General features: G+C 65.7%; 16 protein-coding genes. 12 read left to right on the forward strand and 4 right to left on the reverse strand.

Annotated elements, in window-relative coordinates:
- Positions 1–8: 8 nt before the first annotated feature.
- Positions 9–3,575 carry an indolepyruvate ferredoxin oxidoreductase family protein gene (locus CSW57_RS05125; RefSeq protein ID WP_099381699.1) on the reverse strand — a complete coding sequence of 1,189 codons (3,567 nt, stop codon included), beginning with the start codon at positions 3,573–3,575 and terminating at the stop codon, positions 9–11.
- Between the two features lie 267 nt (positions 3,576–3,842).
- On the opposite strand from CSW57_RS05125, the gene CSW57_RS05130 reads away from it, so the two are divergent.
- The 11 genes from CSW57_RS05130 to purH all read left to right on the forward strand — a co-directional run bounded on the left by CSW57_RS05130 (position 3,843) and on the right by purH (position 19,011).
- The gene (locus CSW57_RS05130; protein ID WP_099381700.1) at positions 3,843–5,426 is read left to right on the forward strand and encodes a carboxyl transferase domain-containing protein; all 1,584 of its coding nucleotides are present in this window, start codon (positions 3,843–3,845) and stop codon (positions 5,424–5,426) included.
- Positions 5,427–5,433: 7 nt separating this feature from the next.
- Entirely contained in the window at positions 5,434–7,434 is a 2,001-nt protein-coding gene (locus tag CSW57_RS05135) for an acetyl/propionyl/methylcrotonyl-CoA carboxylase subunit alpha (RefSeq protein ID WP_189339130.1), read from the forward strand.
- Complete coding sequence (locus CSW57_RS05140) at positions 7,431–8,603, forward strand: acyl-CoA dehydrogenase family protein (protein WP_099381702.1); 1,173 nt, start codon at positions 7,431–7,433, stop codon at positions 8,601–8,603. The genes CSW57_RS05135 and CSW57_RS05140 overlap by 4 nt, the downstream gene beginning before the upstream one ends.
- A 14-nt stretch (positions 8,604–8,617) precedes the next feature.
- Positions 8,618–9,139 carry a MaoC family dehydratase gene (locus CSW57_RS05145; protein ID WP_099382068.1) on the forward strand — a complete coding sequence of 174 codons (522 nt, stop codon included), beginning with the start codon at positions 8,618–8,620 and terminating at the stop codon, positions 9,137–9,139.
- Positions 9,140–9,180: 41 nt separating this feature from the next.
- Complete coding sequence (locus CSW57_RS05150; protein WP_189339131.1) at positions 9,181–10,011, forward strand: HpcH/HpaI aldolase/citrate lyase family protein; 831 nt, start codon at positions 9,181–9,183, stop codon at positions 10,009–10,011.
- A gap of 11 nt (positions 10,012–10,022) precedes the next feature.
- Positions 10,023–11,654 carry an AMP-binding protein gene (locus CSW57_RS05155; protein WP_099381703.1) on the forward strand — a complete coding sequence of 544 codons (1,632 nt, stop codon included), beginning with the start codon at positions 10,023–10,025 and terminating at the stop codon, positions 11,652–11,654.
- Positions 11,655–11,659: 5 nt separating this feature from the next.
- On the forward strand, positions 11,660–13,606 hold the full coding sequence (locus CSW57_RS05160; protein WP_223249084.1) for an acetoacetate--CoA ligase: 1,947 nt from the start codon (positions 11,660–11,662) through the stop codon (positions 13,604–13,606).
- Between the two features lie 131 nt (positions 13,607–13,737).
- Positions 13,738–15,015, forward strand: coding sequence for a DUF5336 domain-containing protein (locus CSW57_RS05165; protein WP_143696481.1), 1,278 nt, complete (start codon positions 13,738–13,740; stop codon positions 15,013–15,015).
- A 175-nt stretch (positions 15,016–15,190) separates the two neighbouring features.
- Positions 15,191–16,726 (forward strand): cell division protein PerM, encoded by a 1,536-nt coding sequence (locus CSW57_RS05170; protein ID WP_143696482.1) that lies wholly within the window; start codon positions 15,191–15,193, stop codon positions 16,724–16,726.
- Positions 16,727–16,840: 114 nt separating this feature from the next.
- Positions 16,841–17,449 carry a phosphoribosylglycinamide formyltransferase gene (gene purN, locus CSW57_RS05175; RefSeq protein WP_099381707.1) on the forward strand — a complete coding sequence of 203 codons (609 nt, stop codon included), beginning with the start codon at positions 16,841–16,843 and terminating at the stop codon, positions 17,447–17,449.
- Positions 17,446–19,011, forward strand: coding sequence for a bifunctional phosphoribosylaminoimidazolecarboxamide formyltransferase/IMP cyclohydrolase (gene purH / locus CSW57_RS05180; protein ID WP_099381708.1), 1,566 nt, complete (start codon positions 17,446–17,448; stop codon positions 19,009–19,011). Before purN ends, purH begins: the two co-directional genes overlap by 4 nt.
- A 69-nt stretch (positions 19,012–19,080) precedes the next feature.
- Here the strand turns inward: purH and CSW57_RS05185 are convergent, their stop codons facing one another.
- The 3 genes from CSW57_RS05185 to CSW57_RS05195 all read right to left on the reverse strand — a co-directional run bounded on the left by CSW57_RS05185 (position 19,081) and on the right by CSW57_RS05195 (position 21,876).
- Positions 19,081–19,992, reverse strand: a complete 912-nt coding sequence (locus tag CSW57_RS05185) for a MetQ/NlpA family ABC transporter substrate-binding protein (RefSeq protein ID WP_099381709.1) — start codon at positions 19,990–19,992, stop codon at positions 19,081–19,083.
- 166 nt (positions 19,993–20,158) lie between these two features.
- A complete protein-coding gene (locus CSW57_RS05190) occupies positions 20,159–20,875 on the reverse strand; it encodes a methionine ABC transporter permease (RefSeq protein WP_099381710.1) in 717 nt (238 codons plus the stop codon).
- Positions 20,872–21,876, reverse strand: a complete 1,005-nt coding sequence (locus CSW57_RS05195; protein WP_099381711.1) for a methionine ABC transporter ATP-binding protein — start codon at positions 21,874–21,876, stop codon at positions 20,872–20,874. The genes CSW57_RS05190 and CSW57_RS05195 overlap by 4 nt, the downstream gene beginning before the upstream one ends.
- 203 nt (positions 21,877–22,079) lie before the next feature.
- On the opposite strand from CSW57_RS05195, the gene CSW57_RS05200 reads away from it, so the two are divergent.
- The gene (locus tag CSW57_RS05200; protein WP_099381712.1) at positions 22,080–22,808 is read left to right on the forward strand and encodes a sulfite exporter TauE/SafE family protein; all 729 of its coding nucleotides are present in this window, start codon (positions 22,080–22,082) and stop codon (positions 22,806–22,808) included.
- Positions 22,809–22,830: the final 22 nt, after the last annotated feature.

Here is a 22,830-nt window from a genome sequence, read left to right on the forward strand (position 1 = left end):
GCGGCGGTTCAGATATCCAGTGCCGCAGTGTGTTCGGCCACTGCCTCGCGGTACCGGTCCACGTTGCGCATCTTGATGTCTTCGTATCCGCGCACCATGTCGGGCAGCTCGGCCACCGCAACAGCCGAAGGCATGTCGTCGGCGGTCAGTCGGCCGTCCGCAAAGGCCTCCAGCAACCGAATGATGAGTTCGCGGTACTCGACGATCAGTGCCCGCTCGGTCTCGCGGACCTCGGCGCGCGCAAACGGATCGAGCTTGGTGCCACGTAGGCGCTTGGCCTTCGCCAGTGACTTCAGCGCAGGCGTGCCCCAGGCCCCGATGGCGATCTTCTTGCGCATGCCCAGCGACCGGAGAGTCGGCGGATGCAGGCGCACAGCAACTTTTGCGTCTTCACCGAACTGGCCGGCGACCTCGGCTGCGAACTGGTGGTCCTGCGTCAGACGTGCCACTTCGTACTCGTCCTTGTAGGCCATCAGTTTGAACAAATTGCGCGCCACGGCGTCGGTGAGGCCGCCCACCTCTGGCCGGCCTTCGGCGTGTGCGACGTCACCGACGAACCGGACGTAATCGGTTGCGTAGGAGACGCTCTGGTAGTCGATCAGTTCATCGACCCGGCGTCGCACCGTGTCCAGCACCTCGGTGCTCACACTGTCCAGCGACCGCGTGAGGGTGATGGCCCGGGTGCTGGGTTGCCATGGTGTGGGCGCCGGGTGTGCGGCCGCCACAGCGGATCTGACCGCCTCGCGATCGGCGACGATCTGCCGGCCACGGCGAAACGCCTGCAGATTGCGTTCGACGGCAACGCCGTTGAGCTCGATGGCACGCTCGATCGATTCGGCCGTGATCGGCATGGCTCCCGACTGGAATGCCGCACCCACCAGGAGCATGTTGGCGTACTGCTCGTCACCGAAGAGTTCGAGCGTGAGCTCACCGGCGTCGAGGTAGATGCCTCGTTGCACCGACCGGTCGATGGACGACGCGATCTGTGCATCGCTGGGGTAGGACACCGACGTGTCGATGACCATCGCGCCTGTCGGGATCTTGGTGGTGGAGACGATGGCGGTGGTCTTGAGGGGCGAGGCCACCTTCAGGTTCGCCGGGTCCACGCCGACGAGCCCGTCGCACGACAGGTAGAGGTCGCAGTCACCCGACGCGACTTTCGCCGCCTGTTCCACCACGCCCGAGCTGACCTTGACGTCGCTCACCACTGCGCCGCCCTTTTGCGCCAGCCCGGTCATGTCGACCGTGCGTGCCACGTGCCCGTCGAGAACGGCTGCTGTGGCGATCACCTGGGACACCGTGACAACCCCGGTGCCGCCGATACCCGTGACCCGGAGGGTGAATCCGTCGTCGATCCGTTTGGTGGCGGTGGGCGCCGGCAACACGTCGGCGTCGATGTTCGGCACCGTGTGGCGAACCCGAGCGGCCTCGCCGGGGGTGATCGTGACAAACGACGGGCAATCGCCTTTGAGGCACGAGAAGTCGAGATTGCACGAACTCTGATCGATCCGGGTCTTGCGACCGAACTCCGTCGACACCGGATGCACCGACAGGCAGTTGGACTTCTCGCCACAGTCGCCGCACCCCTCGCAGATCCGCTCGTTGATCATCACGCGCGTGGTGGGAGTCGGTTGCTCACCACGCTTGCGCTTGCGCCGCTTCTCAGCGGCGCAGTGCTGATCGTGGATGAGCACAGTGACGCCCTCGATGGCCGCGAGCTCCTGCTGGATCTGCATCAGGTCATCGCGACTGCGCACCTCGACTCCGGGCGGTAGCTGCAGGGAACGGGTGCGAATCGGATCGTCCGAGGTGACCACCACGCGCCGAACCCTCTCGGCCAGAAGTAGTTTGGTGATCTGTGGCAGGTCCATCTGGCCGACCGGGTTCTGTCCACCCGTCATCGCGACCGTGCCGTTGAACAGTAGCTTGTAGGTGATGTTCGACCCGGCGGCGACTGCCGAACGCAACGCCAGCGATCCCGAGTGCATGAAGGTTCCGTCGCCGATGTTCTGCACGAAGTGTTTCTCGTCGACAAACGGGGAGATTCCCAGCCACTGCGCACCCTCGCCGCCCATCTGTGTGACTCCGGCGATGTCACCGACCTGGTCGGGGTCCATGAGCAAGACCATGGCGTGACAACCGATCCCGGCGCCCACCAATGTTCCGTCGGCAACCTTGGTGGAGCTGTTGTGCGGGCATCCCGAGCAGAAGTACGGGCTGCGCACTGCCAGCGGTAGTTCGATGCGGCCCCGACTGCGACCGCTGGTCTCGAGCCAGTTCTTGGCTTCGGGGATCTGGTGGTGACGGGCGAGTCGGTTCGCGAGACCGCGGGTCACCGAATCGATGTCGAGTTCGCCGAACCGCGAGAACAGGGTGGATCCGTCTTCGTTGGACTTGCCGACGATGTTCGGTACATCCGGGCGGCGGAACAGGATGTCGCGCATCATCGTTTCGAGGAAGTCCCGTTTCTCCTCGACCACGATGACCTCGTCGAGCCCGGCGATGAACTCGGTCATGATCTCGCGCTCGAACGGGTACACCATGCCCATCTTCAGGATTCGGACGCCCAGACGGCCCAGGTCGGCGTCGGTGATCCCCATCAGCCGCAGCCCTTCGCGGACATCGAGGTAGGTCTTGCCCGCCGCGACTATGCCGATCCTGTCGTCCGGGGTGCGCGAGACGATCCGGTTGAGCCTGTTGATGCGTGCGTATTCCATCGCGCGGGGCAGACGGATCGTCAGCTGGTTCTGTTCGAGCTCCATCAGGTTGGCGCCCAACAGCTTTCCGCTGGGGACATGTGGACTGGTGCCGAGATCGCCGTAGATGGGGAGGATGCGGTCGGGGTGCACATCGGCGGTGGATGCCCCGTCGGCGACATGGGCGGAGATCTTCATCGACGTCCACAGGCCGGACACCCGAGACATGATCGCGGCGTGGACTCCGAGATCGAGGATGTCCTGGGAGTCGGCGGGATAGAGGATCGGCATGTACAGGTCTGCCAGCGCCATCTCGGAGGCGCAGGGGACGGTGGAACTCTTGGCACCCGGATCATCGCCGACCAGGGCGACGGCGCCGCCGGTGGGGTGGGTGCCGATGATGTTGGCGTGCCGGAGGGCGTCGGTGGCCCGGTCGAGGCCTGGTGCCTTGCCGTACCAGTAGCCGACGACGCCGTCGAGCGCACTGGTCTCTCCGCGGTTCGACAGTGTCCCGACTTGGGCTGCCACCTGCGAACCCATCACCGATGTCGCGGCGATCTCCTCGTTGAGCCCCGGGCGGTGCACCACGTCGAACGGGTCGAGGTACTTGGCGCGGCGGGCGATCTCGAGGTCGTAACCGGCGAGCGGAGAACCCTCGTAGCCGGAGATGAAGGACGCTGTGCGCAGATTCTGCCTGCGGTCGAGACGGGCCCGGTCACGAACCATCCGGACCAGTGCCTGGATGCCGGTGAGGTAGACGGTCCCGGACTCGCGGGTGTAGCGGTCGTCCAGTGAGAAGGACTCGACGGAAGCGGCTGCTCCGCCGAGTGGATCGCGGTCGTGGTCGCCGTCGTGGTGGTTCTGCGTAACGAGGGTCATGGCTGTTTACCCGGCTCTCTATTGTGTTGTGCCGACCCGGGGGTGGTGGGTCGGAGCTTGCTCTTCGGTACCGCGATCGTACGTCAACCTGTGATGCGGGTCACGACGGATCTCGGCGTGTGCGGATATCGGGGGCAGGCGGGAGTGCGGGCGTGGGCGGGATCGGCGAAACTTCGGCCGCGATGTCGCCAATCGCGTGACAATGGGTCTGCCAGCACTTACAGTGACTTCAGTTAATCGTTCCTAACTGAAAGGCGGTGGACGCCCGTGTCCACGACCGCAACCGCACCCCGGTGGCGTGCAACGCATGAGGCCAACGTGGCGGCTCTGCGTGCCCGACTGGATCGCGTGGCCCAAGGTGGTGGCGAGAAGGCGCGAGCCAGGCACCTGGACCGCGGGAAGCTGCTGCCTCGTGACCGGGTCGACACGCTTCTCGATGCCGGGAGTCCGTTCTTGGAGATCGCGCCGCTTGCAGCCGAGGACATGTACGGCGGCAAGGCGCCCGCGGCAGGGGTGATCGCCGGCATCGGGCGGGTGGCCGGACGTGAGTGCGTGGTGATCGCCAACGACGCGACGGTGTCGGGCGGCACCTACTACCCGGTGACCGTGAAGAAGCACCTGCGAGCCCAGGAGGTGGCGGCGACGAACCGGTTGCCGTGTATCTATCTGGTCGACTCCGGCGGTGCGATGTTGCTGCAGCAGGACGAGGTCTTTCCCGACCGCGACCATTTCGGGCGCATCTTCTTCAATCAGGCCAACATGAGCGCCGCCGGTATCCCGCAGATCTCGGCTGTGCTCGGGTCGTCCACAGCCGGTGGTGCCTACGTCCCGGCCATGAGCGACGAGACGGTGATCGTGCGCGATCAGGGCACCATCTTCCTCGCCGGACCGCCACTGGTGAAGGCCGCCACCGGAGAAGACGTGAGCGCCGAGGACCTCGGTGGCGGACTGATGCATTCGACCGTGTCCGGGGTGACCGACCACCTCGCGGACAACGACGAGGACGCGCTCGAACGGGTCCGGCGGATCGTCGCCACGCTCGGGCCGGCCGACCCCCCGCAGTGGGATGTGCAGTCGGTTCGCGAGCCTGTTGCGGCGCAGACCGATCTCTACGACGTGGTACCCACCGATGCTCGTACCCCGTACGACGTTCGCGCGGTGATCGAGATCATCTGCGACGCCGGTCAATACGATGAGTTCAAGGCGGGGTACGGGACGTCGCTTGTCACCGCATTCGCCCACATCCATGGCCACCCTGTCGGCATCATCGCCAACAATGGCGTGTTGTTCAGTGAAAGTGCGCTCAAGGGAGCGCATTTCATCGAACTGTGCGACAAACGCAAGATTCCTCTGGTGTTCCTGCAGAACATCACCGGGTTCATGGTGGGACGGGAATACGAGCAGGGCGGGATCGCCAAGAACGGCGCCAAGATGGTCACCGCGGTGGCCTGCGCTCGGGTGCCCAAGTTCACCGTGATGATCGGTGGATCGTTCGGTGCCGGGAACTATTCGATGTGTGGGCGTGCCTACTCGCCACGGTTTCTGTGGATGTGGCCCAATGCACGCATCTCGGTGATGGGTGGACCGCAGGCTGCCGACACCTTGGCGACGGTGCGGCGCAACCAGATCGAGCGTGGCGGCCAGGAGTGGTCTGCGGAGGACGAGGAACAGTTCAAGGCGCCGATCCGCGAGCAGTTCGACACACAATCGGACGCCTATTACTCCACCGCACGGCTATGGGATGACGGCGTGATCGATCCCGCCGACACCCGCACCGTGCTCGGGCTGGCGCTTGCCGCTGCGCGCAACGCACCGCTCGCGCCGGTGTCCTACGGCGTCTTTCGGATGTGATGTGGTGATGAAACAGATAGACACGGTATTGGTCGCCAACCGCGGGGAGATCGCCTGCCGGGTGATCCGCACCTTGCGGCAAGCGGGAGTCCGCAGCGTTGCGGTGTACTCGGACGCGGATTCTGATTCGCTGCACGTGGCCATGGCCGACGAGGCCGTGCGTCTCGGCCCGGCCGCCGCGACCGAGAGCTACCTGAAAATAGACGCGGTCATCGCTGCCGCGCGGAGTGTCGGCGCCGATGCGGTGCATCCCGGATACGGGTTCCTCTCGGAGAACGCGGCTTTCGCACGTGCGCTCGCTGAGGCGTCGATCGTCTTCCTCGGTCCCCCGGCAGCGGCGATAGAGATCATGGGCGACAAGATCGCCGCGCGGGAGGCTGTGTCGGCTCGCGACGTCCCCGTGGTTCCCGGCATCTCCCGGCCCGGGCTCACCGACGACGACCTGATCGCGGCAGCGTCCGACATCGGGTTCCCGGTGCTCATCAAACCGAGCGCGGGCGGTGGCGGCAAAGGGATGCACCGAGTCGCCGATCCGGTCGACCTTCCTGCCGCGCTGCGGACCGCCCGGCGCGAGGCCAAGGCGGCATTCGGCGATGACACGCTGTTTCTCGAACGGTTCGTCGACACCCCACGTCATATCGAGGTCCAGGTACTCGCCGACACCCACGGCAACGTGGTGCACCTCGGCGAGCGCGAATGTTCCCTCCAGCGACGGCACCAGAAGGTCATCGAGGAGGCGCCATCGGCGCTGCTCGACACCGCCACGCGTGCCCGCATCGGCGCGGCGGCCTGCGACGCGGCGCGGTCGGTCGGCTACACCGGCGCCGGGACGGTGGAGTTCATCGTCTCGGCACGCAGACCCGACGAGTTCTTCTTCATGGAGATGAACACCCGTCTGCAGGTGGAACACCCGGTCACCGAGCTGGTCACCGGCGTCGACCTCGTCGACTGGCAGCTGCGGGTGGCCCGGGGGGACAAACTGGATTTCGCCCAGGACGACGTGACGATGACGGGCCACGCAATCGAAGCCCGGGTGTACGCCGAAGACCCTGCTGCCGGATTCCTTCCCACCGGTGGGTCCCTGCTCCTCGTGGACGAACCCGCCGGCCCCGGTGTCCGGGTCGACTCGGGCATCGTCACCGGAGACGTTGTGGGCAGCGACTACGACCCCATGCTGGCGAAAGTCATCGTCCACGGCGATGATCGCGCCGATGCCATCGCCCGTCTGGATGCAGCGTTGGAGCGCACCCACGTGCTCGGCGTTCGCACCAACATCGGGTTCTGCCGCCACGTGCTCGACCAGCCCGATGTTCGGGCCGCAGAGCTCGACACCGAGCTGCTCGACCGCCTCGTCGTCGACTACCGCGAACCCCCGCCCCCTTTCGAGGCACTGGCATTGGTCGGGCTTCACCGGGTGCGAACCGGTCGCAGCGGTGAAACACCGTGGACGTCGCAAGTCGGCTGGCGCATCGGTGGACCAGCACCGACGAGGACACGCCTGCAGATCGGAGACGATGTGGTGACGGTTGCGGTGACAGGACCGGAAACCGACGCCCGCGTCACCGTCGGTGACCGGACCGCCACAGCATCGGTCTCCGGCGAGCGACTCACCCTCGACGGTATGACGTCGCGATGGCTGATCGTGCAAGCGCCATCAAAGCCGGCCGCGGGCCACCGGACCGACAGCCCGGGACATTACTGGGTCAGCGGCCCGGCCGGTACCTGGGAGATCGCCGAGGCGAAGATCCTGCGGTCGTCCTCCGATGCCGAGGAACTCGGAGAGATCACCAGTCCCATGCCGGGAACCGTTGTCGCCGTACTGCATCCAGGAGGCGAGTCGGTGGAGGCCGGTACGCCTGTACTTGTCGTCGAGGCGATGAAGATGGAACACACGCTGACCGCTCCACGTGCCGGTGACCTGTCGGTGGTGGTCGCGGTCGGCGACAAGGTCACCAGCGGCCAGCGGCTGGCAACGATCATCGACCACTCGGAAGGAAATCCCACATGACCATCACCGACGACCTGACGGTCGAATACGACGAACTGCGCAGGACAGTGGCCGACTTCGCACAGTCGGTGGTTGCCCCGGTATCGGCCAAACACGATGCCGAACACACCTTCCCGTACGAGGTGGTGCGCCAGATGGGGGAGATGGGCCTGTTCGGTCTGCCGTTCGATGAGGAATACGGCGGGATGGGAGGGGACTACTTCGCGCTGTCGCTGGCACTCGAGGAACTGGGCAAGGTGGACCAGTCGGTGGCCATCACCCTCGAAGCCGGTGTGGGCCTCGGCGCCATGCCGATCTACCGGTTCGGTAACGAAGAGCAGAAGCAGAAGTGGCTGCCGGACCTGATCGCCGGCCGCGCGTTGGCAGGGTTCGGGCTCACCGAGCCGGGCGCGGGCTCGGATGCCGGTGCCACCGCCACCACGGCCAAACAGGACGGCGACGAGTGGATCATCAACGGGGCCAAACAATTCATCACCAACTCCGGCACCGACATCACCTCGCTGGTCACCGTCACGGCCGTCACCGGGGCGCGGTCACCGGGACCGGACGGGTCGGCCCGCAAGGAGATCTCGACGATCATCGTGCCCAGTGGCACAGAGGGTTTCACCGCCGAGCCCGCATACAACAAGGTGGGGTGGAACGCGTCGGACACCCACCCGCTCAGTTTCAGTGACGCGCGGGTGCCCGCGGAGAATCTGCTCGGTGAACGCGGCCGCGGCTACGCCAACTTCCTGTCCATCCTCGACGAGGGACGAATCGCGATCGCGGCGTTGGCGACCGGGGTGGCGCAGGGCTGCGTGGACGAGAGTGTGAAGTACGCCAAGGAACGTCACTCATTCGGTAAGGCCATCGGCGAATACCAATCGGTGTCGTTTGCCATCGCCCGGATGGAGGCTCGCGCCCACACCGCGCGCACCGCGTACTACCACGCGGCATCGAAGATGCTCGCCGGCAAACCGTTCAAGAAGGAGGCGGCGATCGCCAAGCTGGTCTCGAGCGAGGCCGCCATGGACAACGCACGCATGGCCACACAGATCCACGGCGGCTACGGCTTCATGAACGAGTATCCGGTGGCACGCCATTACCGGGATTCGAAGATCCTGGAGATCGGCGAGGGCACCACCGAGGTGCAGTTGATGCTGATCGCGCGCGAGCTGGGCTTTGCGTGAGCGGAGTGAGCGGCATGACCGGCGAGAACGAGACGAACCGCCAGAGCGAGGGCTCGCCGCAACCACGTCGGGTCACCCAGCGCGGCTTGTGGTTTGACGAGTTCGAGGTGGGCACGGTGTACGAGCACCGGCCAGGGCGAACGGTCACCGAGGCCGACAACGTCCTGTTCACCACCCTGACCATGAACACCCAGGCACTGCATCTCGACGCGGCGTACGCCGCTGAACAACCGGGTTTCGGTGGGGAGCGCCTGGTGAACTCGATGTTCACACTCTCGACGATCGTCGGATTGTCGGTGAGTCAATTGACGCAGGGAACCCTGGTGGCCAACCTCGGTTTCTCGGAGATCGCGTTCCCCGCACCGCTCTTCCACGGCGACACGCTGTACGCCGAGACCGAATGCACGGGAAAACGGGAAAGCAAATCCAGACCCGGCGAGGGCGTGGTGTCATTGCGTCACATCGGAAAAAATCAGCACGGCGACGTGGTTGCTGTAGCTCAGCGGTCCACGCTCGTGCGCAAGCGCGTCACGTGAGGTCCAGACAGGTGGCGCACCGAGACATAGGAGGAGCACCGGTGACCAACTGGAGTCCGCCCGGCCCGGCCATTCTGTTCTGCCCCGCAGATCGTCCCGAGCGGTATGCCAAAGCTGCAGAGCGTGCCGACGCGGTCATCATCGACCTCGAGGATGCGGTGCGCCCTGACGCACGCGAGGCCGCTCGCGAAGCACTGATCAACAATCCGATCGACCCGAACATCACCATCGTGCGGATCAATGCCGCCGGCACCGGTGACCACTACCGCGACCTCAAAGCCCTCGCGCAGACGGCGTACCGGGTTGTCATGCTTTCCAAAAGTGAGACCGCCGAGGATCTGTCACAGGTCGGGTACCAGGTGATCGCATTGATCGAGACCCCAGCCGGCGCCTTGGCCGTGGAGCAGATCGCCTCGGCGCCGAACTGCATCGGGCTGATGTGGGGTGCCGAAGACCTCGTCGCCGCCATGGGCGGGCGGTCGAGCCGGTTCAGCTCCGGCGAAGCCAACACGGGACGTTATCGAGACGTGGTGAGGCAGGTTCGCGGCATGGTTCGGCTGGCCTGCGCCGCCCACGGGCGCTTCGCCGTCGACTCGGTACACATCGACATCGCCGACACCGACGGTCTACATGCAGAGGCGCTCGACGCGGTGAACCTGGGCTACGAGGCCACCGCGTGTATCCACCCGTCGCAGGTGGATATCGTTCGAGCGGCCTACCGACCCACTGACGACGAGATCCGTTGGGCGGAGCAGATTCTGGGAGCCGACAAAGACAACACCGGCGGGGTGTTCCAGGTCGGCGGGCAGATGATCGATTCACCCCTGTTGGGACAGGCGGAGGCAATCATGCGCCGCGCCGAATCACACTAGGAGCGCATTTCATGGCAACACCTGAGCCCTCGCACGCGGAGGGGCTGCCGCAACCGGCGCTGCTCACCGTCACGATCGGGGAGTCGTTGCGACAGACCGCCGAGAAATTCGGTGACAACGAGGCCCTGGTCGACGTTCCGACGGGTCGTCGGTGGACCTATCGCGAGTTCCGTGATCAGGTGCGTGCGTTGGCTGCCGGCCTGGCACGCAGCGGCCTGGTGCCGGGCGACCGAATCGGGCTGTGGGCCCCCAACTGTGCGGAATGGGTGCTGACACAGTACGCGGCGGCCGAGTCGGGCCTGATCCTCGTCAACCTGAACCCGGCATACCGCCAGACCGAGATCGAGTTCGCGTTGCAACAGTCGGGAACGCGCACCGTGATCGCTGCACCGCAGTTCCGCGACGCCGACTACGCCGGGATGCTCACCACCGCCATCGACAACTGTCCCGACCTCGCGTCGGTGGTTCTACTCGGTTCCGACGAATGGTCCGAACTGCTCTCGACAGCAACGCAATCAGAGTTGTCCGCACTCGACGCCATCGCGTCGACGCTGACGCCCGACGACCCGATCAACATCCAGTACACCTCCGGCACAACAGGTAATCCCAAGGGTGCCACCCTGTCTCACCGGAACATCCTCAACAACGGCTACCTGGTGGGGGAGCTGTGCAATTACACCGACCAGGACCGCATCTGCATCCCTGTCCCGTTCTACCACTGTTTCGGCATGGTGATGGGAAACCTGGCGGCCACCACCCACGGGTCGGCGATGGTGATTCCGGCACCAGGGTTCGACGCCGCCAAGACGCTCGATGCTGTTGCGGGCGAACGCTGCACGAGCTTGTACGGCGTTCCGACGATGTTCATCGCCGAGCTCGCGCTGGCCGATTTCGACACCTATGACCTGAGCTCCCTGCGCACGGGGATCATGGCCGGATCGCCGTGCCCGGCGGAGGTGATGCGGCAGGTGATCGACAAGATGCACATGTCGGAGGTGTCCATCTGTTACGGCATGACCGAGACGTCGCCGGTGTCGACGCAAACGCGCTCCGACGACACGTTCGACCGGCGTGTGGGCACCGTCGGCCGGGTTGCACCACACCTGGAGATCAAGGTGGTCGACCCGGTCTCGGGGGACACCGTGCCCCGCGGCGACGTCGGCGAGTTCTGCACCCGTGGTTACAGCGTGATGATCGGATACTGGAACCAGCCCGACAAGACCGCCGAGGCCATCGACGGCGACGGCTGGATGCACACCGGCGATCTGGCCGTCATGGATGGCGACGGCTACGTCCAGATCACCGGCCGCATCAAAGACATGGTGATCCGCGGTGGTGAGAACATCTACCCCCGCGAGATCGAGGAGTTCCTCTACACCCATCCCGACATCCTCGACGCCCAGGTCATCGGGGTGCCGGATGAGAAGTACGGCGAGGAATTGATGGCATGGGTGCAACTGCGTGACGGCGTCGGCGATTTCACCGTCGACGATCTCCGCGCGTTCGCCGACGGAAAGATCGCGCGACACAAGATCCCCAGATACGTCCACGTGGTCGAAGCGTTCCCGATGACGGTCACCGGCAAGATCCGCAAGGTCCAGATGCGGGAGAGTGCGCGGGACATCCTCGGGATCGGCCGATGAGTCGAATGGACGAGTTCGCCGATGCGGTCGGTGCTGCCCGCGGATTGAGGTTCGACGGGTACGACGATCTGTGGCAGTGGTCGGTGGACCGGCCCGAGCAGTTCTGGCGCGAGGTGTGGGACCACTTCGGCGTGCGAGCGACCGGCGGTAGCACGCTCGGCGACGCCGACTCCGATGTACTGCGCGATCCCGAGATGCCGGGTGCACGGTGGTTCCCGGACGTCTCGCTCAACTACGTCGATCAGATCCTGTCGCACACCGACCAGGACGGTGTCGCCATCGTAGGGCTGAGTGAGGATGGCCGCCGTACCGAGATCACGTGGGGTGAACTGCCACAGCAGATCGCCGGTGTCGCAGCGACATTGCGTGAGATGGGCGTCGGGCGAGGGGACAGGGTGGTGGCCTACCTCCCGCATGTTCCCGAGGCCGTGATCGCGTTCCTGGCCACCGCTTCGCTCGGAGCGGTGTTTTCTGGCTGTGGCCAGGACTACGCGCCGGCCGGTGCTGCCGGCCGCTTCGCCCAATTGGACCCGCAGGTGATGATCTGGGCCGACGGTTATCACTACGGCGGCAAGTGGATCGACAAACGCGGCGACAGTGCGGAGCTGGCCGGGATGCTCCCGACGCTGACCGGGCAGCTGGTCGTGCGTACCGCCGAATCCGACCCGGAAGATGCGGATTCGGCCGACGCTGCCGTCGAGTTCTCCGTCGCCGCACGCCGTTCGGCAGACCTGAAGCCTGAACCGGTACCCTTCGACCATCCGCTCTGGGTGCTGTTCAGCTCCGGCACCACCGGAAAGCCCAAAGGCATCATGCATGGCCACGGTGGTGTGGTGCTCGAACACCTCAAAGCCGTTGGCCTGCATGGTGCAATGAACCGCGACGACGTGTTCTTCTGGCAGACGGCCCTGAGCTGGATGATGTGGAACTACCAGGTCGCCGGTCTGCTGGTGGGGGCCAGGATCATCTGCTACAGCGGCCACCCCCTCAACCCGGATGCCGACAGGCTGTGGGGCTTGGTCGAATCGGAGAGGGTCACCTACTTCGGTACCAGTCCCGGGCAGCTGCAGGCCTCACGCAAGGCGGGGCTCCATCCAGGTACAGATCACGACCTCAGCGCGCTACGTACCATCGGCAGCACCGGTTCCACGCTCGCGGCAGACCTGTTCATCTGGGTGGATCAGAATGTGAGAGAGGGTATTCCGGTGTCCTCGATCAGCGGGGGGACCGATGTGGTGACCGCCTTCGCAGGCGGCTCGCCAGGCGTCCCTGTGGTGCCGGGCGAGCTGTCGGTGCGGTATCTCGGTGTCCAACTGGCCAGTTGGAGTGCGCACTGCGAACCGCTGATCGGCGAGGTCGGAGAGATGGTGATCACCACCGCCATGCCGTCCATGCCCGTGGGGTTCTGGGATGACCCTGACGGGGAGCGTTACCGGAAGGCGTATTTCGACCACCAGTGGGCCGCCGGCCCCCGTCCACACGTGTGGCGACACGGCGATTGGGTCACCGTCACCGACCGCGGATCGATCATCATCCACGGTCGTAGTGACGCGACGTTGAACCGCAACGGGATCAGGATGGGCTCGGCCGAGATCTACGAGGTGGTGGAGGGCATCGACCAGATCGCCGAGGGATTCGTGGTGGGGGTCGACGGACCCGGCGGCGCGTACTGGATGCCGTTGTTCGTCACCCTGACCCCGGGCGCATCCCTCGACGAATCGCTCGTCGCGCAGGTGCGTTCGGACATCCGGCGCAGGCTGTCGCCGCGACACGTCCCAGACGAGGTGATCGTGGCACCGGGCATCCCACACACCCGGACCGGCAAGAAGCTGGAGGTACCGGTGACCGCGATCTTGGCTGGTCGCGCCGATGTCGCGGTGGACCCGCGGTCGGTGGACGCACCGGAATTGCTGGATTGGTATCGACAGCAGGGCCGCGAACACAGCTGGTAGTGACGTAGTCCGTTTGTTGTCGCAGTCGAAATCAACGGTTGTCGTCACCAGTGGATGTACTAGCGTAAGGCGCGACATATAAATCCGCCGAGCAGCACGCGGGACGAACACCCTCAACAGCAGGAGTGAACATGAGCTATCAACCCGGTGGGTCCGGCTACGGTTCGCAGCAGCCGTACCAGGGCTCGCAGTACCCCGGCGCGGGGCAGCACGAATCAGGACAGCCGTCGTACAACCCCGGCTATGGCCAGCAGCCCGGTGGCGAGCAGGCGCAGAATCCCGGTTACGGCCAGGGCTACGGTCAGCCTGCACAGGGTTACGGCCAGCAGCCCGCCGGTCAGCAGGGCTACGGACAACCGTCGCAGCCATACGGTCAGCAGGGTTACGGCCAGCAGCCGGCCCAGGGCTACGCCCAGCAGGGCTATGGTCAGCAGGGTTACGGACAACAGGGTTACGGCCAGTCACAGGGGCCCAAGGGTCTGCCCGCCGATCTCGCGAAATACCTTGCCTATGCCGTCGGCGCATTGGGCCTGATCAACTTCTTCCTCGGCTTCGCGCCCGCGTTCGACGCCGAAGGCTTCGACGTCGACCAGAACAATCTGTTCCTCAGACTCCCCACGGCCATCGCGCTTCTCGGGGCAGCCGGTCTCATCGCGCTCACCACAGCGCTCCTCCGGCAGAACGCCAAGCTCAGCGGGATCGTTGCCGCGATGTCGGTCATCGGCGCACTGGTGTTGCTGTTCCAGTTCTTCACCAAGGGTGACATCGACGCCGGGATCGGCTTCATCCTCGCGATCGTCTTCGCCGTCCTCCAGGCTGCGGTCGCCATCGCGTGGCTCCTCACAGAGGCCGGGATCATCAAGACCGCTGGTTCTGGCGCCTCGAACGCCAGCGCGGACACCGCGTCGACCAGCACTGGTCAACATTCGAACAGCAGCCTGACCGGCGACCGGGGCACCAGCTACGGCCAGGCAGGCGACCAGAGCACCGGATACGGCCAGGCAGGCGGATACGGCGCGGCCTCCTCCTACGGCCAGAGCAGCGGAGCCACGGCTGCCGGGTCAGGTGACCAGCATTCCGGTGGTCACCAGGCTGCCCCCGGGCAGAGCAATCCCTACGCACAGTCGGGTTACGGGCAGCAGGGCACCGACTCGGGTTCGATCGGACTGGGCAAGTCCGATTCCGGGCCTGCCGGATCGTCGGATGCCACCACGGTGGTCCCGTCGAGCCCGTCGTCACCGTCCACGGGTCCAGGTCAGCAGAGCACGCCGTCCGCGGCTCCCGGAACAAGCAGCTTCGGCGCTCAGCCCGGTGCTTCCGCGCCGTATGACGCCCCATCGACGCCGTCAGGTGAGCAGCAGAACCCCTACGGCGACCAGACCACGCAGTTCAAGTCGCCGGAGCGCTGAGCTAGTACTTCGGTCCAGGTCAGGACGAGCCGGCCATCACACGATGTGTGGTGGCCGGCTTTTTCGTGTGTCCGTGACGTCTGCCACGGTGCGGGCGCACGGGAGGCCGCTAGTCTTGCCGACCGCTCGGCGCGCCTGACCATCTGTTCGCCGGGCAAATGACACCCTGACAAGGGTGGCCAGCTCTACAGCGGAAAATCTCGCCGCGCGTCTGCGTGAGATGCGCCGGACCCGCCGCGCCGACGAGGTGGGCGCCGCGGACTCGGCACGGGCGCTGGTTCGCCTGGCGTTCGGGACCACTGCGGTCACCCTCGCAATCCTGGTTGTCATCGCCGCGCTGACCCTTGTGGCGGTCGGTGACGGGCTCGGCAGTCTGCCTGCCACCGTTGCGTCCATGTGGCTGGGCATCCACCAGATCCCACTCACCATCGGCGAGGTCACCATCGGGGTCCTGCCGTTGGCCCCGACCCTGCTGGTGGTGGCTGCGGTGGCGCGGGCCACCACGCGGGCAACAGATGTCGACCGTCCTCACAGCGAGGTGACGGCTGTGATCCTCTCGGCCATCGGCGGGCCCCTTCTCGCCACCATCTTGTCCCTGGCGGTGGTGATGGACGCATCCACCGTGATGACCATCCAGAGCCCGGATGCGTTGCTGGCCTTCGCCTGCACGTTCGGAGTGCATGCAGTCGGCGCCGGAATCGGCGTGGGCCTCAAATGGTGGTCCACCCTGGTCGTGCGCGCAGGAGTCGCCGACTGGGTCCTCAAAGGACTTCGCTGTGGGGTCGTTGCGGTGACCGCACTCATGACGCTCGGCGCGATGGTGGTGGCAGTGCGGCTGGTGATCAACTGGTCGGTCGCCGGCGACCTGCTCGCGGCCGGGAACGGCTGGATCGGTGGCCTCGGACTGACGTTGCTCTCCATCCTGTACCTGCCCAACATGGTGATCGGTGCGGCGGGCGCCTTGGTCGGGGCGCCGGTGGCCGTCGGCGGGGCGACCGTCGACCTGTTCGGATCACAGGGCGGTCAGGTTCCGCCGCTGCCGGTACTCGCCGCTCTTCCCGATGGTGGAGCCGGGCACTGGACAGCGTTGCTACTGATCGGGATAGCAGGCACAGCGCTCTTCGTGGGCCGGCTCTGTCTGGACGGGTCGCTGCTGCGCAACATCCGGATGGTGGTGGTCGCCGCCGCTGCCTCATCACTCTTCCTGGTCATCGCCAGCGTGCTGGCTGGTGGCGAGTTGGGCGTTCTGGGCAAGGTCGGCGCCAACCTGCCGGTGGCCGGGGTGTTCATGTTCGGGTGGATCGCCGTGATCGGATCGGTGACGGCCCTGGTGTACAGCGCGTTGCCGAGCAGACGCCGTGCCCGGTCGAACATCATCGACGATGACTACTACGACGATGACGGCCGTGGCGAAGAAGGCCGTTCGGACACCGACGACGAGGTCGTCGAGTCGATTCCGGTGGTAGACGAAGCAGCCATCGAGTTCGTCCCCGTCGACGAACAGACCCCGCTCGATGACGACCGCGACCACGAGTTGTCGCCGGAGCCGGGCCGACCCGAGGTGATCGTGGACGGCTGGGACCCGGAGGACTGGGCCCTGGACGAGGTGTGGGACGACACCGGCAGTGTGGTGGTGGACGAGCCCATCGACGTCGCCGAAGGCGAAGAACTGGTGTCGACCGACGACTTCGGTACCCGGCGCACCCGCTGAATCGGCGGCCATTAGGCTCGGTCCGAGCGACGCAGCCGCCCGCCCGAGGTCCTGTTTTCAGATGGCGGACCCGGCTACGCCCCACCGAGTTCGAGGAGAATCACCCTGGACGCCATGCCGTCAGCCACACCGGTGACCGTCGTGATCCTCGCGTCGGGCGCCGGCAGCCTGGCGTCGGCCCTGCTCGACGCCGCAGAGGACGACGAGTATCCGGCCAACGTGGCGGCGGTCATCTGCGACCGTGACTGTCCTGCTGAACAATCCGCGCGCAGGCGAGGGACCGCCACCGCAGTGGTGCCCCTGGAGGGCGACCGCACCGAATGGGACCGCCGTCTCACCGACACGGTCGCGGGCTACGCGCCCGACCTGGTGGTGTCCGCCGGGTTCATGAAAATCCTGGGCACGCATTTCCTGGAACGCTTCGGCGGCCGGACGATCAACGCGCATCCGGCACTCCTGCCCTCGTTCCCGGGCGCGCATGCTGTGGCCGCCGCGTTGGAGCACGGCGTCAAGGTCACCGGTTCCACGATCCACCTCGTGGACGGCGGGGTGGACACCGGCCCGATTCTCGCCCAGGCGCCCGTCGCGATCAGCCCAGGCGACGACGAGATCACGTTGCACGAACGAATCAAGATGGTCGAGCGAGTGCTGCTGGTAGCGGTTGTGCGTTCGATTGCCACCAAAGGTGTTGTCATCGAAGGACGAAAGGCCCACATTCCGTGAGTAGTGACCTGCAGCGCAAACCGTTTCGACGTGCACTGGTCAGCGTGTACGACAAGACCGGGCTCGCGGAGCTTGCCGAGGGGCTGCACGCCGCCGGCGTCGAGATCGTGTCGACCGGTTCGACCGCGAAGAAGATCGCCGAGGCCGGTGTACCGGTGCTCGAGGTCTCCGAACTGACGGGGTTTCCGGAATGCCTCGAGGGCCGGGTCAAGACGTTGCATCCCCGGGTGCACGCGGGCGTCCTTGCAGATACCCGTAAACCCGACCACCTCGACCAGCTCGAGGAACTCGGCATCGAGGCCTTCGAGCTCGTGGTGGTGAACCTCTACCCGTTCACCGAGACGGTGGCGTCGGGCGCGAGTCCGGATGAATGCGTCGAGCAGATCGACATCGGCGGTCCGTCGATGGTGCGCGGTGCCGCAAAGAATCACCCATCGGTGGCGGTGGTGGTCGATCCAGGGGACTACGCGACGGTCCTCACCGCGGTCGCTGACGGTGGCTTCACGTTGACCGAACGGCAAGCGCTCGCGGCGAAGGCATTTCGGCACACCGCCGACTACGACGTGGCCGTGGCCTCGTGGATGAGTTCGGTTGTCGCTCCCGAGCCCGAGGGCTCGTTGCCGATGTGGATCGGCAAGAGCTGGGAACGGTCGCCGGTGTTGCGGTACGGCGAGAACCCCCACCAGTCCGCAGCGTTGTTCGTAGGTGGCTCCGAAGCCCCCGGGCTGGCGCAGGCCGAACAGTTGCACGGCAAAGAGATGAGTTACAACAACTACACCGACGCCGACGCAGCGTGGCGGGCCGCGTACGACTTCGGTGAACCTGCGGTCGCGATCATCAAGCACGCCAACCCCTGTGGCATCGCGGTCGACGACGACATCGCGGCGGCGCACCGTAAGGCCCATGCCTGTGACCCGGTGAGTGCATACGGCGGCGTGATCGCCGCCAACCGCCCGGTCAGCATGGAGATGGCTGAGCAGGTCGCCGAGATCTTCACAGAGGTGGTGGTGGCGCCGGGTTTCGAGGACGGCGCACTCTCGGTGCTGACCCGCAAGAAGAACGTACGTGTACTGCTCGCACAGCCCCCGCAACGCGCGGGCCTGGAACTGCGCCCCGTGTCGGGAGGGTTGCTGGTGCAACAGCGCGACATCCTCGACGCGAGTGGCGATTCGCCCGAGAACTGGCAGCTGGTTGCCGGTGACCCGGCCGATGACGCGACCCTCGCCGATCTGGTGTTCGCCTGGCGGGCATGCCGCGCCGTCAAGTCGAATGCGATCCTGCTGGCCAGTGACCAGGCGTCGGTCGGTGTCGGGATGGGCCAGGTGAACCGGGTGGATTCGGCACACTTGGCGGTCAAGCGAGCCGGCGAACGAGCGATGAACAGCGTGGGTGCGTCCGACGCCTTCTTCCCCTTCCCGGACGGTCTGCAGGTGCTGATCGACGGGGGAGTGAAAGCCGTTGTGCAGCCTGGTGGTTCGATTCGCGACAACGAGGTCATCAGTGCCGCACACGATGCCGGCATCACGCTGTACCTGACAGGTGCACGGCACTTCGCCCACTGACGAAGACGCGGCGCCCTCGTGGCGGTGCTCCCAGACCGGGGCCGCTACGAGGACGCCGCATCGGCGTGATCAGATGGGCAGCAGGATGTTCTTCACCTGAGGGTCGGTGGCCAGGTACTCCTGTACCGCAGGGTCTTTGAACACCTGCACCAGCTTCTTGATGTTCTCGGTGTCCTTCCACTTGGTGCCGATGGTCAGCTGGCCGGCGAACTCGTCGGGTGCCGGCGGCGCGAAGATCTGCTTCTTGATGTCGATGTCGGCGGCGAGGTAGTACTCGGTGTAGCCGACGGCGGCATCGATGTCGGGCAGTGCGCGCGACTGCGCCGCGAAGTCGAGCAGTGTGAATCGCAGGTTCTTCGGGTTGGAGACGATGTCCTTCTGGGTGGCCTTCCACTTGTCTGCCGCCGGGTTCAGCTCGATCAGACCGGCACGCTCGAGCAGCCACAGGCCCTGCGCCTCATTGGCAGGATCGGAGTACAACGACACGGTGGCGCCGTCGGGCAGCTGCGCGGGGTCGGTGTACTTGTCCGACCAGATGCCGAATCCCCAACGGAAGACCGGGGTTGCGGCTTCTTCCTTGAAGTCGGGGTTGGCTTCCAAGACCTGACCCAGCCACAGCTTGTGCTGGTAGATGGTTCCGGCGACCTCGCCGTCGTTCACCGCTCGGTTGATGGTGGTGCTGTCGGCCAGCCCTTTGAACTTGATCTTCAGGTCGTACTTCGGGGCGACCTCCTCGGCGATGAAGTCGACGAGCGCCTCTTCGGCGGCATTGCCCTCGGCCGTCGCGATTTCGAGTGTCGCACCGGCCGTTTCGTTGGGTGACTTCGAATCCGACCCACCCCAGAACCGCCATCCGACGAACGCGAGCACCACCGCGACGACAACGCCGATCGCGATGTACAGCGGAAGTCGCCTGCGGGACTTGATGTCGAAGCCGCCGGGGTCACCGCTTCCGGTGGGGCGCTCAGTTGTGGACGTCATGGTTATCTCCTCATCGGTGCGAAATCAGGGGTGGGGCGAAATCAGGGGTGGGTGAAATCGGGGGTGGGCGAAATCAGTGGGTGTGCAGATGAAAACGGCACGGGGGTGCGCGCAGTGGATGTTGTTTCCCGCGTCAGGTGGTCGCGGTGGTCGAGCGGGTACGGGGTCAGGCGTGTGACCGGGCGCGGATGGTCTGTCCCGGCGTGAGGTGACGGACCAGCGCATCGCCGACGATCTGGATGAGTGCCACCGTGATCACCAGCGTCACGATGGTCGCGATCATCACGCCGTGATCGAATCGCTGATAGCCGTAGGTGACGGCGATGTAGCCCAGACCGCCTGCGCCGATCGTTCCCGCAATGGCCGAGTACTCGATCATCGCGATGGTGTTGATGGTGAGGCCGCCGACGATGTTCGGAAGTGCCTCGGGTATCTGCGTTTTCCAGATCACCTGACCGTTGGATGCGCCCGACGCGCGGGCCACATCGATCACAGACGGTGGCACCGACCGCAGCGAGTTCTCCACGATTCGGGTGAAAAAGGCGATGCCCGCCAATGACATCGGGACAACCGCTGCGGGTATGCCGATGTTGGTGCCGGTGATCAGGCGGGTGAGCGGGATGATCGACGTCATCAGGACGAGAAACGGCAACGAGCGGCCGATGCTGATCACCCACGACAGCGGTGAGTGGAAGACCTTGTTCTCGAACAGGCCGCCAGGCGCCAGGTTGTGGATCGTCGCGCCCAGTGGCACGCCGACGAGCAGCACGATCACCATCACGATCGACACCATCGTGAGGGTGTCGACGAACGCCGGGATCAGCAGATCCGGGATCTCGTCGGTGGGTACGGTGATCGCCGCGAGGTGCGTGATGTCGCTCATGCCGCGACCTCGACCACGGGCTTGGTGGGCAGGCTCGTCGAGAGCCCGTGGCGGGCTGCGCTTTGCAGGAATTCTCCGGCGAGCTCGTCCGGTACCGAGACCGTGATCTCGCCGACGGACACACCGTCGACCACCTGTACGGCGGCCCCGAGGATCGAGATCGGCACGGACAGCTCGGATCCGATGCGGCTGATCCAGTCGGCAGGCACCGATGTCGAGTTGTAGGTGAGTTCGAACGAGCGTTGGCCCGGCTCGGGATCGGCAGAGGTCCCCCGAGGACGCAGCGATCGCCCGAGGACGGAGGTGGAGTCGGTGAGAAGGTCCACCAGCGAACCTTTTTCGACGATCCGGCCCGCATCCAGGCGGCCGACGCTGTCGGCGACCTTGACGATGGTGTCCATCTCGTGGGTGATGAACACCACCGCCAGGTTGAGTTCTTCGCGTACCTCGCGCAGCAGTTCGAGGAAGGAGTCGGTTGTCTGCGGATCCAGTCCCGACGTCGCCTCGTCGGACAGCAGCACCGAGGGTCGCAGGGCCAGGGCACGGGCGATGCCCACGCGCTGTCGCTGCCCTCCGGACAACTGGTGGGGATACAGGTCCGCGCGGTCGGTGAGGCCGACCCTGTCGAGGAGCTCGGCCACGCGGTCGCGTGTCTGTCCCTTGGTGACGCCGAGGAATTCCAATGGCAGCGCCACGTTTTCGGCTGCCGTCCGCCGCGAGAGCAGGCTGGACGACTGGAAGACGGTGCCGATACGCCGGCGGGCATCCCGCAGGGCCCGGGTGCTCAACTCGGTCAGGTTCTGGTTGTTCACGACGACCTTGCCCGACGTGGGCCGTTCGAGCAGGTTGAGGCAGTGCGCGAGGGTGCTCTTGCCGGCGCCGCTCGGTCCGGCGATGGCAAAGATCTCGCCGGGGTCGACGGTGAAACTGACGTCGTCCAGCACGGTCGCGGCCGTCGGCCCGGTGCCGTAGATCTTCCCGAGCTTTTCTACTTCGATCACGAGGCGGTTCTTTCCAGGAGACAGGGACGGGCGTCCCCGGCACAACGGATGCGCCGGGGACGTCGGGTATGACGGAAATGGTGCGCAAGGGTACGTGTTTGGCACAGCTTTGCGATCATCGTGACTCCAAGTGGACTACGGACAGTCCGATGTGCCGGGTGCCGGCCGGTACCCGCGAGGGCAAGGCGGAGTAGATTGCCGCTGTGGCAGAACTGGCTTTCCTGATCGTCGCCGGTTTCCTGTCCGGTGTGGTGGGTTACGTGACGGGGATCGCCTCACTCGTCAGCTATCCCGCATTGCTGATTGCCGGACTGCCCCCGTTGACCGCGAACATGACCAACACGGTCGCGTTGATCCCAGTCGGGGTCGGAAGCACTGCTCAGGCGCGGAACTCGTTGACCTTCGACAGACGTCTTGGCCTCTGGTGTGTTGCCGCCGCGGTCGGGGGAGTGCTGGGATCGGTTCTGCTCCTGCTGACCCCGGCCGGTGCCTTCGAGGCGATCGTCCCGTACCTGGTGGCCACCGCCGCCCTGGCAGTACTCGGCCAGCCGCTGATCCGGCGGATCGCCGGCCATCGCGACGCGCCCCGGATTTTTGTGGCGGGCATCGTGGTGATCGGCGTCTACGGAGGCTACTTCGGGGCCGGCGCGGGCATCATCTTCACCGCATTCGCCCTCATCCTCACCGCGCAGCCCCTCGGCCAGGCAACGTTGATCAAGTCGGTGTTGTTGTGTGCATCGAATGCTGTTGCCGCATTGGGCTTTGCCATCTTCGGCGACGTGGACTGGTCATCGGCAGCGGCGATGGGGCTCGGTTGTCTCGCCGGTGGTTGGATCGGCCCACCCGTCGTGAACCGGCTGCCCGTTGCGGTGCTCCGGGTTGCCATCGCGCTGGCGGGTTTCGGTCTGGCCGCCTGGCTCGGACTGCGTTGACGAGCGGCGAACTCGGCGGGTG

The organism is Williamsia muralis, from assembly GCF_002735905.1.
GTDB classification, from domain to species: domain Bacteria; phylum Actinomycetota; class Actinomycetes; order Mycobacteriales; family Mycobacteriaceae; genus Williamsia; species Williamsia muralis_A.